Raw genomic sequence first — 13913 nt, 5'->3', positions numbered from 1 at the left:
GCGCTGCAGCGGCCCGGCGTACCGTCGGGACGTGGGAAACCGTGCACGCCTGCTGCCGCGCCGCAGGAAACCCCTCCGGCCGGCGCGCTCCGTGTTTCTGGGGTTCCTGGCCGCCGACCTGGCGGGAACGGGTCTGCTCACCCTGCCGGCTGCCAGCACCGAATCCGGCGGAGCCCCGATCATGGTGGCCTTTTTCACCTCCACGTCCTCGCTCTGCGTCACCGGCCTGGGGGTGGTGGAAACTCCGGTCTACTGGACGGGTTTCGGGCAGGCCGTGATGCTGGCGCTGATCCAGCTCGGCGGATTCGGGGTGATGAGCTTCGCATCGGTTGTGGCGCTCACCGTCATGCACAGGCTGTCCCTGCGCAGCAAGGTCACATTCGCCCTCGAAGGCAACAAGCCGGACCTGTCCCATGTGCCGTCGGTCATTGCGGGCGTCGCGAAGATTACCCTCCTGGTGGAAGGGATCGTGGGTCTGATGCTGGCGGCCCGTTTTTGGCTGTCTTACGGCCGAAGTCCGGGGGAGGCCCTGTGGCTGGGGGCCTTCCATGCGGTGTCGGCCTTCAACAATGCCGGCTTTGCCCTGTTCTCCGACAGCCTGGTGCAGTACGCCACCGATCCGGCGGTGAGCCTGCCCATCTGCGCGGCGGTCATCCTTGGCGGCCTCGGATTTCCGGTACTGGTCCAGCTGCGCCGGGACCTGCGCATCCCGCGGCGCTGGTCAATGAACACCCGGCTGGTGCTGGCCGGCAGCGCCGTGCTCCTGCTTGCCGGAACTGTCTTCATCACGGCGCTGGAGTGGGACAACCCGCGCACGCTGGGTCCGCTGGACTGGCCCTCCAAGCTCCTGACCGGGTTCTTCCAGTCCGTGCAGACACGCACCTCGGGGTTCTACAGCGTGGACATCGCCGCCCTGGACGGCGCCACCCTGCTGGTCATGGACGCGCTGATGTTCATCGGCGCCGGACCCGCCGGCACGGGCGGCGGGGTCAAGATCACGACTGCTGCCGTGCTGTTCTTCATTCTCGCCGCGGAGGTCAGGGGCCGGCGGCAGGTGAACGTCCTCGGCAAATCGCTCTCCCCGGCGGTCTACCGCCAGGCCATCGCCGTGCTGGTGCTCTCGGTCCTTCTCGTGGGCACCGCCACCGGCATACTGCTGGTCCTGACCGGGTTTCCCCTGGAATCGGTCCTGTTTGAAGCAGTTTCGGCGTTCGCCACGGTTGGCCTGTCCACCGGCATCACCGCGCACCTTCCGGCGGCGGGCCAGCTGATCCTGATCGTCCTGATGTTCGCCGGCCGGCTCGGCCCACTCCTCTTTGCCTCGGCGCTGGCACTGCGCGACCGGCCGCTGCACTACGAACTTCCGATCGAAAGGCCCATCATTGGCTAGGTTCAGCTTTCTTGGTGCGCGGGATCCGGGACACGCCCGCGCCGACGCAGACGCAGTCGCCGTGCTCGGGCTGGGCCGCTTCGGGGAGTCCGTCGCCCTGGAGCTGATGGCCGAGGGCACCGAGGTTTTGGGCGTGGACAGCAATGGAGAAGTGGTCCAGCGGCTCGACGGCCGCCTCACTTTGGTCGTGACGGCGGACTGCACTGACACTGAAGTGCTCGATCAGCTGTCGGTGTCCGAATTCAACCGTGTGGTGCTGGGCATCACCAGCGACATCGCGGCCAGCGTGCTCACCGCCTCGCAGTTGGTCCGCTCCGGGGTGGCCCAAGTGTGGGCCGCGGCCGCCAGCGAGCAGCACGGACTGATCCTGGACCAGATCGGCGTCCACCACGTGGTTTACCCGGAGCAGGACATGGGCCGGCGGGTCGCTCATCTGGTCCGCGCCAGCCTGCTGGAGTACATCAGGGTGGGCGAAGACTTCGCCGTCGCCGAAACGGTGCCGCACGGCGCCGTCGTCGGCGTTCCCCTCGATCCCGGGCGGGTTCAGGAGATGTACGGCGTCTCGATTATTGCCCGCCGGAGCGCGTCCGGCCCTTGGGAATTCGCCGGCGCCGGCATGGTGCTGACCATCCTGGACCGGATACTGATCGCCGGGCCGCCGGAGCGGACCGACGCCTTCAGCCAGCCAGCCTGACGGCCGCCTAACCGGGCATGCCCGCCCTTCCGAGCACGCCCGCGAGCGCCGGTTGACGACGGATGACGCGTTCGGTGGAGTGTGACGGTTTGGACCGAAATATGACCGAATTAGCGACCTGTGACCGTCGCTTACCCCGGATAACGTCATCTGCCCGCCGGTAGCCGGCGTCCTCTAGCATGTAGTCAGCAATCAAGAGTTCCAGCCATCGGCCCTGGCCGGCTGGGCAGCAACCCTCTCGTCGTAGCGGGGTGCTCCAGGTGATGATTCGGCCGGCGGGCAGACGCCCGGCCCGGCAAGTACGGCGTCCGTGCTGCTCCGGCGGCACCCCGCGGCGCCATGATCGCAGAGGCAGCCCCGATGAATCGATGTCCCCGCCCCACCGGCTAGACCCTTTCCCGCGCCAGGCCTCGGCCTCCCCGCCGGGCATCCTCCTGCCCGGCTGACTTCCTGCTCCCCGCTGGGCATCCTCCTGCCCGGCCGGCGCTTGCCCGCACCCCCTGTCACTGCATCTGCTCCAGCCCTTCCGAGAGAAAGCAGCACCATGAACCTGTCCAGGAAACTCACCGGGAAGCGTCCGGTGTCCGCTCCCGCCGCGTCTCTGCTGATCCTGTCCCTTATCACCGCCGTCCTCGCTTCCGGCTGCAGCACGCAGCCGGGCAGCGCCTCCGATTCCACCGATCGGCGCGGCGGCGAGCTGGTGTACCTGGATGCCGAACTGTCCTCCAACACGCAGCTCCAGAGCAGCGGCACCTGGCAGGACAGCGCCTACATCCAGAACATCACCGATCGGTTGATCTACCGCGACCCCGAGACACTGGAACTGAAGCCGTGGATCGCGGAGGAGTGGACGGTCAGCGACGACGGCCTGACCTACACCTTCCTTATCCGGGAGGGCGCCAGCTTCAGCAACGGCCAGGTGCTGGACGCTTCAGCGGTTCAACGGAACCTGGAGTGGCAGGCCAACGGCGACAGCGCCAAGGGCATCCCCGCGAACAACTGGTTCCCGAAGGTCTCGGCGGTAACGGCCGACGACGCCGCCCGGACCGTAACGGTGCAGCTCACCACCCCGCACGCCCCCTTTCTGAATGTGCTCTCCTTCTGGCGCACCAGCCTGGTCGCCGATGAAACCATCAACGCACCGATCGAGGCGCAGTCACAGCTCACCGGCATCATCGGCAGCGGCCCGTTCACCGTGGAATCCGAAAAGTACGGAGAGGAAATCGTCCTCACCCGCCGGGAAGGATATGCGTGGGCGCCGCCCGGCCTGGAAAACCAGGGCGAGGCCTACCTGGATCGGATCACCATCATTCCGGTCACCGAGGACAGTGTCCGGCTGGGCTCGCTGCGCGCCGGCGAGGCCGACCTGATCCGCTACGTTCAACCCAGTGAAGAGCAGACCCTGACCGCGGCCGGTTTGGAAGTGATCAGCGCCCGGGGGGTTGGCAACGCCAACGTCTGGGACCTGCGGCAGTCCGCGCCGTTCCTGGATGACATCCGGGTGCGGCAGGCACTGCAGCACGGCATCAACCGGGAGCAGATCATCTCCGATCTCTACACGGAGAACTGGAACGCTGCCACCAGCATCCTCACCCCGGGATCCCTCGGGTACAAGGACGAATCGGAGAAGCTGGCCTTTGATCCGGAAAAGTCCGGCCAGCTGCTCGACGACGCCGGGTGGACCGGCAGGGACGCCGACGGGTTCCGTACCCGCGACGGCGAGCAGCTGCACATCCTGACCTACGTGGACGTTTTCGACAGCACGTCCAAGCCCCTTTTCCAGCTGATCCAGTGGCAGCTCAAACAACTGGGCGTAAACCTGGAAATCAAGGAGACGGACTACGCCAACTACTCCACGGTGCTGGCGGACCCCGCGGTGGGCGCACGGCGCAACGGATGGCCGGAAGCTGACCCGATCCGGCTCACCGTGAACTACTCCAGCGACCACCTGAATGCCTTCAACCTCCAGCAGCCCGACCCGGTCCTGGACGCCCTGCTCGCCGAGCAGCTGACGGCTGCCGACACCACGGCCCGCACCGAAATCCTCGGCCGGATCCAGGACCACATCATCGAGTCCGCCTACGCACTGCCCATCCTGGACGACTCCCAGATCTTCGCCCTGCAGCCCACCCTCCACGGACTGACCTTCGGTGCCGAGGCACGCCCGTCCTTCTACGAAACCTGGACGGAAACCAAGTGAGCAACCCGTCCGGCACCGGTGTCACCGCCGTCATCGCCGCGCGCATCGGGCAGTCCCTCCTGGTCATCGCCCTGACCTACGTGTTCGTCTACTTCATTCTGTTTGCCCTGCCCGGCGACCCCATCGGCAGCCGCATCAACAACCCGCTGAACCCCATCCCGGAAGAGCAGGCGGCAGCCATTACCGCTTACTACAACCTGGACCGGAACGCCCTGGAACAGTTCTGGATCTCGGTGACCCGCCTGTTTCAGGGCGACCTGGGATTCTCGCTGGCCACCGGCCGCCCGGTCGCCGACCTGATCAGCCAGGGACTGGGAGAAACCGTGGCGCTGGCCGCCGTCGCCCTGGTTCTGGCCCTGGCCCTGTCCCTGGTGATTGCGGCCGCCGCCGTGCTGGCGCCGTGGAAAATGGTCCGCCGGCTGGCCGGTGCCTTCCCGGTGCTCTCCCTGTCCACCCCCAGCTTCCTGGCCGGTCTGCTGCTGCTGCAGGTTTTCGCCTACCAGCTCGGCTGGTTCTCCTCCATCCGCGACGAGGGCGCCAAATCGCTGCTCCTGCCGGCCGTCACGCTGGCCTTCGGCGTCAGCGCACCGATCACCCAGGTGCTCATCCGCGGCCTGCGCAAGGCCTACAACGAACCGTTCATCACGGTCCTGCGCGCCAAGGGCGTGCCCGAGGGCCGGATCTTCACCGGCCACGTGCTGCGCAACGCCTCGATCCCGGCACTGACCCTGTTCGGGCTGACGGTCGGGGAACTGCTGGCCGGGTCGGTCATCGCCGAGGCCGTCTTCAACCGTTCCGGGCTGGGCTTCATGACCGAACAGGCGGTCCGTGCCCAGGACGGGCCGGTGGTTCAGGCGGTGGTCATGCTGGTGGCCGTTGTCTTCACCACCATCAACCTGCTGACCGACCTCCTGTATCCCGCCATTGATCCGCGGATGGCCCGGCAACGGAACAACCGCCGATCCGCCATCCGACCGGTTACCAACAGTCCGTCCACCCCTCGACCGTCGACTGCACCGGAGGCCCTGGCCCGATGACCACAACAACACTTTCCAAAACCGCCGCGTCCCCGCTCACCGCCAAAGCCCGCACGGCGGCGCCGGCCGACTGGCTGGCTCTGGGCTTCCTGTTCCTGCTGCTGGCCGCTATAGCAGCGCCGGGACTGCTCACCCGGTTCGATCCGCTCGAAGCCTCCCCGGGAAACACCCTGCTGGCACCCACGGCGGCCCACCCCTTCGGCACCGACTATCTCGGGCGGGACCTGCTGGCCCGGGTCATCCACGGCGCAGGCCAAACCATCGGCGCGTCCCTGGTCGCCGTAGCCATCGGACTGGGTGCCGGCTCGGTGCTGGGGCTGGTGGCGGCGTACTTCGGGTCCTGGGTCGACGCGGTGGTCAGCCGGATCGTGGACGTATTGCTCTCCATTCCCGGGCTGCTGCTCTCCATGATGGTGGTGGTGGCCCTGGGCTTCGGCACCCTCAACGCCGCGATCGCCGTCGGCATTGCCTCCGTGGCCACCTTCACGCGCCTGATGCGCTCCGAAGTGCTGACCGTGCGGAACCTGACCTTCGTGGAGGCCGCACAGCATATCGGTGCCCGGCCCGCGACCGTCCTGTTCCGGCATGTGCTGCCCAACTCCTACACCGCGGTGCTCTCCATGACGGCCCTGCAGTTCGGCTCGGCCATCCTGTGGATCGCCGCGCTCAGCTTCCTGGGCTACGGCACCCCGCCGCCGCATCCGGAATGGGGGCTGCTGGTGTCCGAAGGCCGCGAATACATCGTGTCCTCGCCGTGGCTGACACTCCTGCCCGGCCTCGTCATCGTCCTGACCGTGCTTTCCATCAGCCGCGTCAGCGCCCTGTTCCGCGACACACGGGAGGTATCCGAATGAGCACCGCAGACCAGATCACCGCAAACCCGGTCGCAACCCGAACGGCCACAGCTCCGGCGCTGGAAGTCCGCGGCCTGAGCGTCGCCTACGGGAACGGTCCTCTCGCCGCCGACGTCGTTCACGGCGCGGACCTGCGCCTGGAGCGCGGCCAAACCCTGTCCCTGGTGGGCCAGTCGGGATCCGGGAAAAGCACCCTCGCGCTGGCCGCCAGCGGGTTGCTGCCCGCCAACGGCAGGATTACCGCCGGCAGCGTGCGGGTGGGCGGAGAGGACGTCACCGCTTTCCGCCGGCGGGACTGGCGGCGGCTGCGCGGCACCGGAGTGGGCTACATTCCGCAGGATCCGCTCAGCTCCCTGGACCCGCTGCAGACCATCGGCGCCCAGCTGGGGCAGGCGCTGCGGCTGCACACCGGCACCGCCGCCGGCGGCATTACTGCCGCGACCATCGCCCTGCTCGGCAAGGTCGGGATCCGGGAGCCGGAACAGCGGATCCGTTCCTATCCGCACGAGCTCTCCGGCGGGCAGCTGCAGCGCGTGCTCATCGCCATCGCGATCGCCGGACGGCCGCAACTGCTGATCGCCGATGAGCCCACCTCCGCCTTGGACGTCACCGTGCAGAAGAGAATCCTGGACCTGCTCGGCGAGCTGCAGGCCGGTTTGGGCCTGGCCATCCTCTTCATCACTCACGATCTGGCGCTGGCCGGGGACCGCAGCGACGCACTGGCCGTGCTCAACCACGGTCGGATCGTGGAGTCCGGTCCCGCGGAACAGATTCTGGCGGCTCCGTCGGATTCCTATACCCAGGCCCTGTTCGCCGACGCCCCTGCGCTCAGCCCGCAGAAGTACCGCACCCGGCTTGCTGCCGCCGCGGCCCGGCAGCGGGACACAGCCGTCGTCGTTTCCGGTTTGGTCAAGCGGTACGGGCACGACGACGGCGTGCCGGCCGCCGTGGACGGCGTCAGTTTCGCGGTCCGCACCGGTTCCACGCACGCCCTGGTCGGGGAATCCGGGTCGGGCAAGACCACCGTGGCCCGCGTCCTGGCGGGGCTGGAGAGCTTCAGCGGCGGATCCGTGTCGGTGGGCGGACGGCAACTGGAGCCGGAACCCGGGCCGGTCGGGTGGCGCAGGTGCTGGACCGGGTGGGGCTGCCGCTCTCGCTGTTGGAGCGCAGGCCGCGCGAAATCTCCGGCGGCCAGCGCCAGCGCGTTGCCATTGCCCGAGCGCTGATCCTCACCCCGGACATCCTGGTCCTGGATGAGCCCACCTCGGCCCTGGACGTCACCGTGCAGGCCCGCATCATCGACCTGCTGTTCCATCTGCGGGAAGAGGCCGGGCTGACCTACCTGTTCATTTCGCATGACCTTAGCCTGGTGCGGCAGATCGCCGACGAAGTTTCGGTGCTCCGGCGCGGTCAGCTGGTGGACGCCGGAACCGTGGACCACATCTTTGCCAACAGCACCAACAGCTACACGCGCCGCCTCATCAATTCGATTCCCGGGCGGGACACAGCACGCGTTCCCTCCGCCGGACCGATCCCGTCTGCCGAAAGTACCCTCGCTGAAAGGACCTCCGCATGACTCTGATCATTCCCAGTGCCGGCGCAGCCGCCGCTTCCTGCCCAAACGTCCCGGCCTTCACCTCGGCCTTCGCAGACATTCGGGCTCGGGCGCGGGCCGAAGCAGTTGCCCGCGAGCGCGACCATTCGCTACCGTTCGGCACCGTTGAGGAGCTGCAGCGCATCGGCTTCGGGTCCCGCCGCCTGACGGCTGACAGACGGATTCCGCTCACCGAGCTCTTCGGCAACGTGATCGACCTGGCCGCTGCCGACTCGAACATCGCGCACCTCTTCCGCGGCCACATTGCCTTCATTGAAACGCTGTTGTTCAACGGCGACGGCGCCGCCCAGGCACGGTGGGCGGCCCGGCTGAAGGGCGGGGGACTGGTCGGCAACGCACAGTCCGAACAGCGGGAGACCACCGACATCGCCACCGCGCTGACCCGCACCCCTGACGGCGCCCTGCTCAACGGACGCAAGTTCTACACGACCGGCAGCATCTACGCGGATTGGATCCATGTCTCAGCCCTCGACGGCGAGGACTATGTGGGTGCCACCGTCGACGCCCGGGACCCGGGCGTGGCGGTGGTGGACGATTGGGACGGTTTCGGCCAGCAGCTCACCGGCAGCGGCACCACCACATTCACCAACGTTCCGGTGGCACCCGCCGACATTGAGGTCTTCAGCCCCCACGGCCAGCGGTTCCAATACATCACCGGCATCTACCAGCTGTGTCTGCTGGCCACCGTGGCCGGCATCGCGGAAGCGGCCCTGGCCGACACCCTCGACTTTGTCCGGCCGCGCCGGCGGATCTTTGCGCAGGCCGGAGAGCATCTGCCGCGGGAAAGCGAACTGGTGCAGGCCAGCGTTGGCCGCCTGTCCGCCGTCGCCCACACGGCCCGCGCGGCAGTGCTGGCCAACGCGGAGGAGCTTGATGCCGCCCTGGCCGCCCGGTGGCGCGGCGAGGAAGCTGCTGACGCGTTTCTCAGCGCCCAGCTCGGCGTCTTCAAGACCCAGCAGACACTCCTGCCGCTGGTGCTGGAAGCGGTCAGCGAACTGTTCGAGGTCGGGGGAGCCTCGGCGGTAAGCACCCGGCGGGGCCTGGACCGGCACTGGCGCAATGCCCGCACCATCGCCTCCCACAACCCGGCAGCCGAGCGGGCGCGGCAACTGGGCGACTACCACCTCAACGGCCGGCTCCCCGCTTGGCGGCGTCTACCCGCTGACCCCGGTGCTGCGGTCCCCGGTCCTGCGGGACCGGCCACGGCTGCAGCCGCCGGCAGCACTGCGGGGGAGACCCGATGACGGCGCGGCGGATCACGCTCGGCGACGGGCTGGTCACCTCCGAACAGGGACTGGGCGGCATGGTCTTCAGCAGCGTGTACGGGCAGGCGGACAAACGGGAATCCCTGCTGACCATCAACACTGCCATCGACGCGGGCATCACGTTGCTCGACACCGCGGACATCTACGGAAGCGGCGGCAACGAAGAGCTGTTCGCCGGCATCCTGAAGACCCGCCGCGATGAGGTGCAGATCGCCACGAAATTCGGGATCCTCTCCGATCCCGGGCCCGGCGGGCCGAAGGCGCAGGGCGACCCTGCCTACGTCCGCACCTCGCTGGAAGCGAGCCTGCGGCGGCTGGGAACCGACGCCGTCGACCTCTACTACTACCACCGGGTGGATCCGCGCGTGCCCATCGAGGAAACCACCGGAGCCCTCGCCGAGCTGGTCCGCGAGGGCAAGATCCGGCACATCGGACTGTCCGAGGTCACCGCCGGAGAGCTGGTGCGGGCCGCTGCGGTGCATCCCATCGCGGCGGTGCAAAGCGAATGGTCCGTGTTCAGCCGGGACGTGGAGGACAGGCTGCTTCCGGCCGCCGCCGGACTCGGCGTCGGCTTCGTGGCGTATTCGCCACTGGGCCGCGGGTTCCTCACCGGCGCCGTGGGCAGTGCCGGCGACCTCCCCGACGGCGATCTGCGGCGGCGCTTTCCACGCTTCGGTCCGCTCGAACTCTCACGGAACGTGCCGTTGCTGGAGGTCATCAACCGGACGGCGGCTGCTGAAGGCATTACCGCGGCGCAGCTGGTCCTGGCCTGGGTCCACCATTCCGGGCGGCGCCTCGGCCTGGCCGCAGTTCCCATTCCGGGCACCCGCCGGGCCGGAAGGATCCTCGAGAACCTGTCCGCCGCCGCACTGGACCTGTCACCGGCCGCGGTAGCGGCGCTGGACGGCCTGTCCGCCCGGGTGGCCGGGGACCGGGCTGCCGATCCGCTCTACATCTCCCGGGGCCGGGAACTGCTGGAACCGGAACTGAACGCTGCAACCGTCAATGCTGGAACCGTCGAGGAGGCTTCCCGTGCGTGAACCGAAAAAACTGACCGTCAACCTGTTCGAGATGGCCTGCGTCAGCCACATCACGCACGGCCTGTGGGTGCTCGAGGACAACAACCGGCACCGCACGGCGGACATCGATTACTGGACCGAGGTGGCGCAGGTGAGCGAGGAGGCGGGATTCGACGCGATCTTCCTGGCCGACGTCGTCGGCGCCTACGATGTGTTCCGCGGCGGCCCGGCGACGGCGCTGCGCGAGGGGCTGCAGATCCCGAACCTGGATCCGCTGACGCTGATTCCGGCCATGGCCGCCGTCACCCGCCATGTGGGGTTCGGCGCCACCTTTTCCACCAGCTACGAGCCGCCCTTCGCCTTCGCCCGGCGGATGAGCACGCTGGACCATCTCACCCGCGGACGGGTGGGCTGGAACATCGTCACCTCCTATCTGCCCAATGCTGCCCGCAACTTCGGTCTGGCCGAGGAGATTCCGCATGACCGGCGGTACGAGATCGCCGACGAGTACCTGGACGTGCTCTACAAGCTCTGGGAGGGGTCATGGGACGACGGCGCGGTGCTGGCTGACCGCAGTACTCGGGTCTATTCCGATCCGGACCGGGTCCGCTACATCAACCACCGCGGTGAGAACTTTTCAGTGGCCGGACCGCACCTGACCGCCCCGTCGCTGCAGCGCACGCCGGTGCTGTTCCAGGCCACCGGCTCGCCGGCCGGCATTTCCTTCGCCGGCAAGCATGCCGAGGTGGTCTTTACCGGAGGCCGCACGGCCGCTGGGTTCCGGGCCAACGCCGCCGCCATGGACACTGCTGCCGCCGGGCACGGCAGGGGATCCGGGTCGCTCCGGTACATCGTGCAGGCCGGAGTGGTGGTGGGCCGGACAGATCGCGAGGTGGCGAAGAAGCTGCAGGCCTACCGGGCCCATTCCAGTGTGGACGGCATCCTGGCCCACGGCGGTTATGCGATCGATCCGGCCGCGTATCCGCCCGAGACCCCGGTCGCCGAGATTCTGCGGCGGGAGGGCAAGCAGGACACTCCGCTGGCCCGCACCCTGGCACCGGGAGCCACCGCCGGTGAGCTGCTGAAGAACGTGAGCAGCTCACGGGAAGGCAGGTACTTTGTGGCCGGCACCCCCGGCGTGGTGGCGGACGAAATTGAACGCTGGCTCGACGGGGACGGCATCGACGGCATCAACCTGCGCCAGTACCACTCCTTCGGCACGGCACGGGACTTCGGTGAGCTGGTGGTGCCCGAACTGCGGCGCCGCGGCCGGCTGCGGGAAGGCTATACGGCGGGGGAGACCCTGCGGGAGCGGATCTTCGGCCCCGGCCGTGCCCGTCTGCCGCAGGAACACTTTGGCGCCCGGTACCGCGGCGGCCGGAATTTGGGCAGCAACGACGTCGACGACATTCTTGCCGTCTCCTAACCGGAAGAGTTACTGGACTCTGCTGTCGAGCCCGTACTGATCCGGCACTCCGAGGTGGTCCCGGAGAGTGCTTCCTTCGTAGTCGGCGGCCATGAGGCCGCGTTCCTGAAGAATCGGTACGACCTCGTCTACGAAGGTGTCGACGCCGTCCTCGTAGACATCGACGGATACCCAGAATCCGTCCACTGCTTCTGCCTCGAACCATTCCTGCATGTGGTCCGCGGTGACGGTTGCATCGCCGACCGGGGTGGGGTGGTAGTCGATGATGCCGTGGGCCAGGATGTCGCGAATGGTCCAGCCTTCGCGGGCGACCTCGAGGGCCCGGAGGGAACGCGGATCGAACGGACTTGCCTGTGCCGCTGCCAGTTGGTGCGGGGTCAGGGGCTGATCCAGCTGGCTGGGTTCCAGGTTCAGTCCGAGCATTGACCCGAGGTAGGGAACCCGTTGCGGGAAGATCCGTTCGCCGAGCATGAGCCGCCGGTCCAGTGCTGCGCGCTTGGTGGCGCCGATGGCCGGCATGAGGCCGGCGAAATACTTGATTTCGTCCGGGTTGCGTCCTGACCGGCGGGCCGCATCGCGGGCTGCCTCACGTTGGGCGCGTGCGTCCTCGATGGTGAAGGCCGCGCCGATGACTCCGCTGGCGTACCGCCCGGCCAGTCCCAGCCCGTACTCGCCCCCACCTGCAGAGAAGATGACGGGTTGTCCCTGCTCGGACGGCGGAATGGGCAGCGGGCCGCGTGAGGAGACGATCCCGCCCCGGAGGTCGACGGGACGGATTTTCGAGGCATCAGCGAAACGTCCGGTTTCCTTGTTCCTGGTCCAGGCGTCTTTCTCCCAGCTTCCCCACAGCGCCTGGGCGATCTGGATCGTCTCGTGTGCACGCTGGTAGCGCTCCGGGCGCGGAGCAATTTCCTGGCCGAAGTTCGCAGCAGCCGAGGGGTCGCTGGTGGTTACGGCATTCCAGCCGGCGCGGCCGTGGCTCAGGACGTCAAGTGCCTTGAACTGCCGGGCGATGTTGTAGGGCTCGTTGAAGGTCGTGGATCCGGTGGCAACGAGGCCGATGCGTTCGGTTCCCCGGGCGATGGCCGCCAGGGCCATCATCGGGTCCAGGGTCATCTGCGGGGCGTCGTGGTTCACGTCGCTGGTCAGGGCGGGGGTGTCTGGGAGGAACAGGAAAGCGACTTTCCCTCGTTCAGCAGCCTGCGCGTACCGGACCAGCGCGTCGTAGCTCGTGTAGTTGGACGGATCAACGCCGGGCATCCGCCAGGCGGAGGGCTGGGAACCGTAGCCGTTGTTGAGGTGCATGCCAAGAATCATTGCGCGCTGGCTCTTGAGCGTTCTTTTAGTCATGCACTAATGGTGCAACCTTGCCATTAGTGTCAAGGTCAAATCGGGAAGGTGGTGACTGGTCCGTGTGCCAGCGAGGGGACCTAGCTCGCGGCGGACTCCTGCGACGCTGCCGCGGCGCGGTCCAGGGCCTCAACGTAGCGGGTGATCGCGTCCCGGTTCTGGATCAGGAAGTCAATCTTCACGCTCATCCGGTCCCGCTCCACCAGTAGGAGCTCTTTCAGCTCCGGGTCCGGGTCATCCACGACAATGCTCTGCGGCTTGTCCAGGCACGGCAGAATATCGGCAACAATGCGGGTCGGGATTCCCGAGTCCACCAGCCCGCGGATCTTCTGCACCCTGTCCACGAGGTAGTCGTCGTAGACGCGGTATCCGTTCTGCAGGCGCTGGGGGCTGATCAGGCCCTGTTCCTCGTAATACCGCAGCATCCGGGCAGGTACCCCGGTCTTTCGTGCCAGTTCACCGATGCGCATGGCTTCCGTTCCGTTTCCGACTGAACCTTCACAGGAATGACAAAGTTGAGACTATACCCAGCCGTTCCGTCACCAGAACACGGCCCGTGGCGGACTGGCAAAGCTCTAGCCAAAAGTCTCCCGGCCTTCTGGAAAACCGGCGCAGCCACTGCCCTGTGCCGACCCTGTGACCTCGCAGAGGTCCGTCATAGCAACGAGCGGGAGGATGAGTGCGCGCCCCCAGTCAAACGCTCGGAGAATAGAAGATGAATATCCTGATCCTTGTTGCGGCGGACCTCGCCGCAATTTTTATGCTGACTTTCGGCCGGGCCACCATCGATTCCGACGTCACCTGGAGCCTGCCCGGCCACCCCGGCTCGACACTGGACCGGAAAGTGGTGGTGGAAACCAAGTCGGGATCCGCCGCCGGGGCCCTGGACCGGCACCTGTGGGCCCACGGCGTGCGCCCCTCACGCATTTCCAAGTTCGCCACCGGCCTCGCCGCCCTTTGCCCGGGCCTGCCGTCCAACCGCTGGCACCGGACTCTGATGCGCGACCTCACGCTGCGCCCGGCCTCCGCCGGGTAAAAAGTGCCGACTCTTCCCACCGGATTC

The 13913-nt window shown here is 67.5% G+C and carries 13 protein-coding genes and 1 riboswitch; of the genes, 11 read left to right on the top strand and 2 right to left on the bottom strand.

Translation table 11 applies throughout. From position 1 onward, the window contains the following. Window positions 1–31 precede the first annotated feature (31 nt). From QNN99_RS08270 to QNN99_RS08230, 10 genes are all read left to right on the top strand, one after another. Window positions 32–1390: a TrkH family potassium uptake protein gene (locus tag QNN99_RS08270; protein WP_229965990.1), complete on the top strand. Its 1359-nt coding sequence runs from the start codon at window positions 32–34 to the stop codon at window positions 1388–1390. Continuing rightward, window positions 1383–2084, top strand: coding sequence for a potassium channel family protein (locus QNN99_RS08265; protein ID WP_229965989.1), 702 nt, complete (start codon window positions 1383–1385; stop codon window positions 2082–2084). Before QNN99_RS08270 ends, QNN99_RS08265 begins: the two co-directional genes overlap by 8 nt. Window positions 2085–2274: 190 nt before the next feature. Beyond that, a riboswitch (SAM riboswitch) is annotated at window positions 2275–2392 on the top strand. A gap of 236 nt (window positions 2393–2628) precedes the next feature. Next, window positions 2629–4284 carry an ABC transporter substrate-binding protein gene (locus tag QNN99_RS08260; RefSeq protein WP_229965988.1) on the top strand — a complete coding sequence of 552 codons (1656 nt, stop codon included), beginning with the start codon at window positions 2629–2631 and terminating at the stop codon, window positions 4282–4284. Continuing rightward, on the top strand, window positions 4281–5321 hold the full coding sequence (locus QNN99_RS08255; protein WP_229965987.1) for an ABC transporter permease: 1041 nt from the start codon (window positions 4281–4283) through the stop codon (window positions 5319–5321). Before QNN99_RS08260 ends, QNN99_RS08255 begins: the two co-directional genes overlap by 4 nt. Beyond that, window positions 5318–6175: an ABC transporter permease gene (locus tag QNN99_RS08250; RefSeq protein ID WP_229965986.1), complete on the top strand. Its 858-nt coding sequence runs from the start codon at window positions 5318–5320 to the stop codon at window positions 6173–6175. The genes QNN99_RS08255 and QNN99_RS08250 overlap by 4 nt, the downstream gene beginning before the upstream one ends. Beyond that, a complete protein-coding gene (locus QNN99_RS08245) occupies window positions 6172–7401 on the top strand; it encodes an ATP-binding cassette domain-containing protein (protein ID WP_331461772.1) in 1230 nt (409 codons plus the stop codon). Before QNN99_RS08250 ends, QNN99_RS08245 begins: the two co-directional genes overlap by 4 nt. After that, window positions 7293–7751, top strand: coding sequence for an ATP-binding cassette domain-containing protein (locus QNN99_RS17415; RefSeq protein ID WP_502858931.1), 459 nt, complete (start codon window positions 7293–7295; stop codon window positions 7749–7751). The genes QNN99_RS08245 and QNN99_RS17415 overlap by 109 nt, the downstream gene beginning before the upstream one ends. After that, complete coding sequence (locus tag QNN99_RS08240) at window positions 7748–9034, top strand: acyl-CoA dehydrogenase family protein (protein ID WP_229965985.1); 1287 nt, start codon at window positions 7748–7750, stop codon at window positions 9032–9034. Before QNN99_RS17415 ends, QNN99_RS08240 begins: the two co-directional genes overlap by 4 nt. After that, window positions 9031–10095, top strand: coding sequence for an aldo/keto reductase (locus QNN99_RS08235; RefSeq protein WP_229965984.1), 1065 nt, complete (start codon window positions 9031–9033; stop codon window positions 10093–10095). The genes QNN99_RS08240 and QNN99_RS08235 overlap by 4 nt, the downstream gene beginning before the upstream one ends. Then, window positions 10088–11500, top strand: a complete 1413-nt coding sequence (locus QNN99_RS08230) for an NtaA/DmoA family FMN-dependent monooxygenase (protein ID WP_229965983.1) — start codon at window positions 10088–10090, stop codon at window positions 11498–11500. The genes QNN99_RS08235 and QNN99_RS08230 overlap by 8 nt, the downstream gene beginning before the upstream one ends. Before the next feature lie 9 nt (window positions 11501–11509). On the opposite strand, the gene QNN99_RS08225 is transcribed toward QNN99_RS08230, so the two are convergent. Both QNN99_RS08225 and QNN99_RS08220 read right to left on the bottom strand, forming a co-directional pair. Further along, complete coding sequence (locus QNN99_RS08225; protein WP_229965982.1) at window positions 11510–12850, bottom strand: NtaA/DmoA family FMN-dependent monooxygenase; 1341 nt, start codon at window positions 12848–12850, stop codon at window positions 11510–11512. A gap of 80 nt (window positions 12851–12930) precedes the next feature. Continuing rightward, the gene (locus tag QNN99_RS08220; RefSeq protein WP_229965981.1) at window positions 12931–13320 is read right to left on the bottom strand and encodes a MerR family transcriptional regulator; all 390 of its coding nucleotides are present in this window, start codon (window positions 13318–13320) and stop codon (window positions 12931–12933) included. A 245-nt stretch (window positions 13321–13565) separates the two neighbouring features. Here QNN99_RS08220 and QNN99_RS08215 point away from each other — a divergent pair, with 245 nt between their 5' ends. Continuing rightward, window positions 13566–13886 carry a CYTH domain-containing protein gene (locus QNN99_RS08215; RefSeq protein ID WP_331461770.1) on the top strand — a complete coding sequence of 107 codons (321 nt, stop codon included), beginning with the start codon at window positions 13566–13568 and terminating at the stop codon, window positions 13884–13886. Window positions 13887–13913 lie beyond the last annotated feature (27 nt).

The organism is Arthrobacter sp. zg.Y820, from assembly GCF_030125555.1.
Classification (GTDB): Bacteria; Actinomycetota; Actinomycetes; order Actinomycetales; family Micrococcaceae; genus Arthrobacter_B.
Note: the sequence above shows the minus strand (reverse complement) of the source record. Positions and strands in the feature narration are given on the sequence as shown.

What these genes read in the sequence shown, in the direction of transcription:
- QNN99_RS08215 (WP_331461770.1), top strand. Translation starts at nt 13,566, where the DNA reads ATGAATATCCTGATCCTTGTTGCGGCGGACCTCGCCGCAATTTTTATG.
- QNN99_RS08245 (WP_331461772.1), top strand. Translation starts at nt 6,172, where the DNA reads ATGAGCACCGCAGACCAGATCACCGCAAACCCGGTCGCAACCCGAACG.
- QNN99_RS08220 (WP_229965981.1), bottom strand. Translation starts at nt 13,320, where the DNA reads ATGCGCATCGGTGAACTGGCACGAAAGACCGGGGTACCTGCCCGGATG.
- QNN99_RS08225 (WP_229965982.1), bottom strand. Translation starts at nt 12,850, where the DNA reads ATGACTAAAAGAACGCTCAAGAGCCAGCGCGCAATGATTCTTGGCATG.
- QNN99_RS08240 (WP_229965985.1), top strand. Translation starts at nt 7,748, where the DNA reads ATGACTCTGATCATTCCCAGTGCCGGCGCAGCCGCCGCTTCCTGCCCA.
- QNN99_RS08250 (WP_229965986.1), top strand. Translation starts at nt 5,318, where the DNA reads ATGACCACAACAACACTTTCCAAAACCGCCGCGTCCCCGCTCACCGCC.
- QNN99_RS08235 (WP_229965984.1), top strand. Translation starts at nt 9,031, where the DNA reads ATGACGGCGCGGCGGATCACGCTCGGCGACGGGCTGGTCACCTCCGAA.
- QNN99_RS08260 (WP_229965988.1), top strand. Translation starts at nt 2,629, where the DNA reads ATGAACCTGTCCAGGAAACTCACCGGGAAGCGTCCGGTGTCCGCTCCC.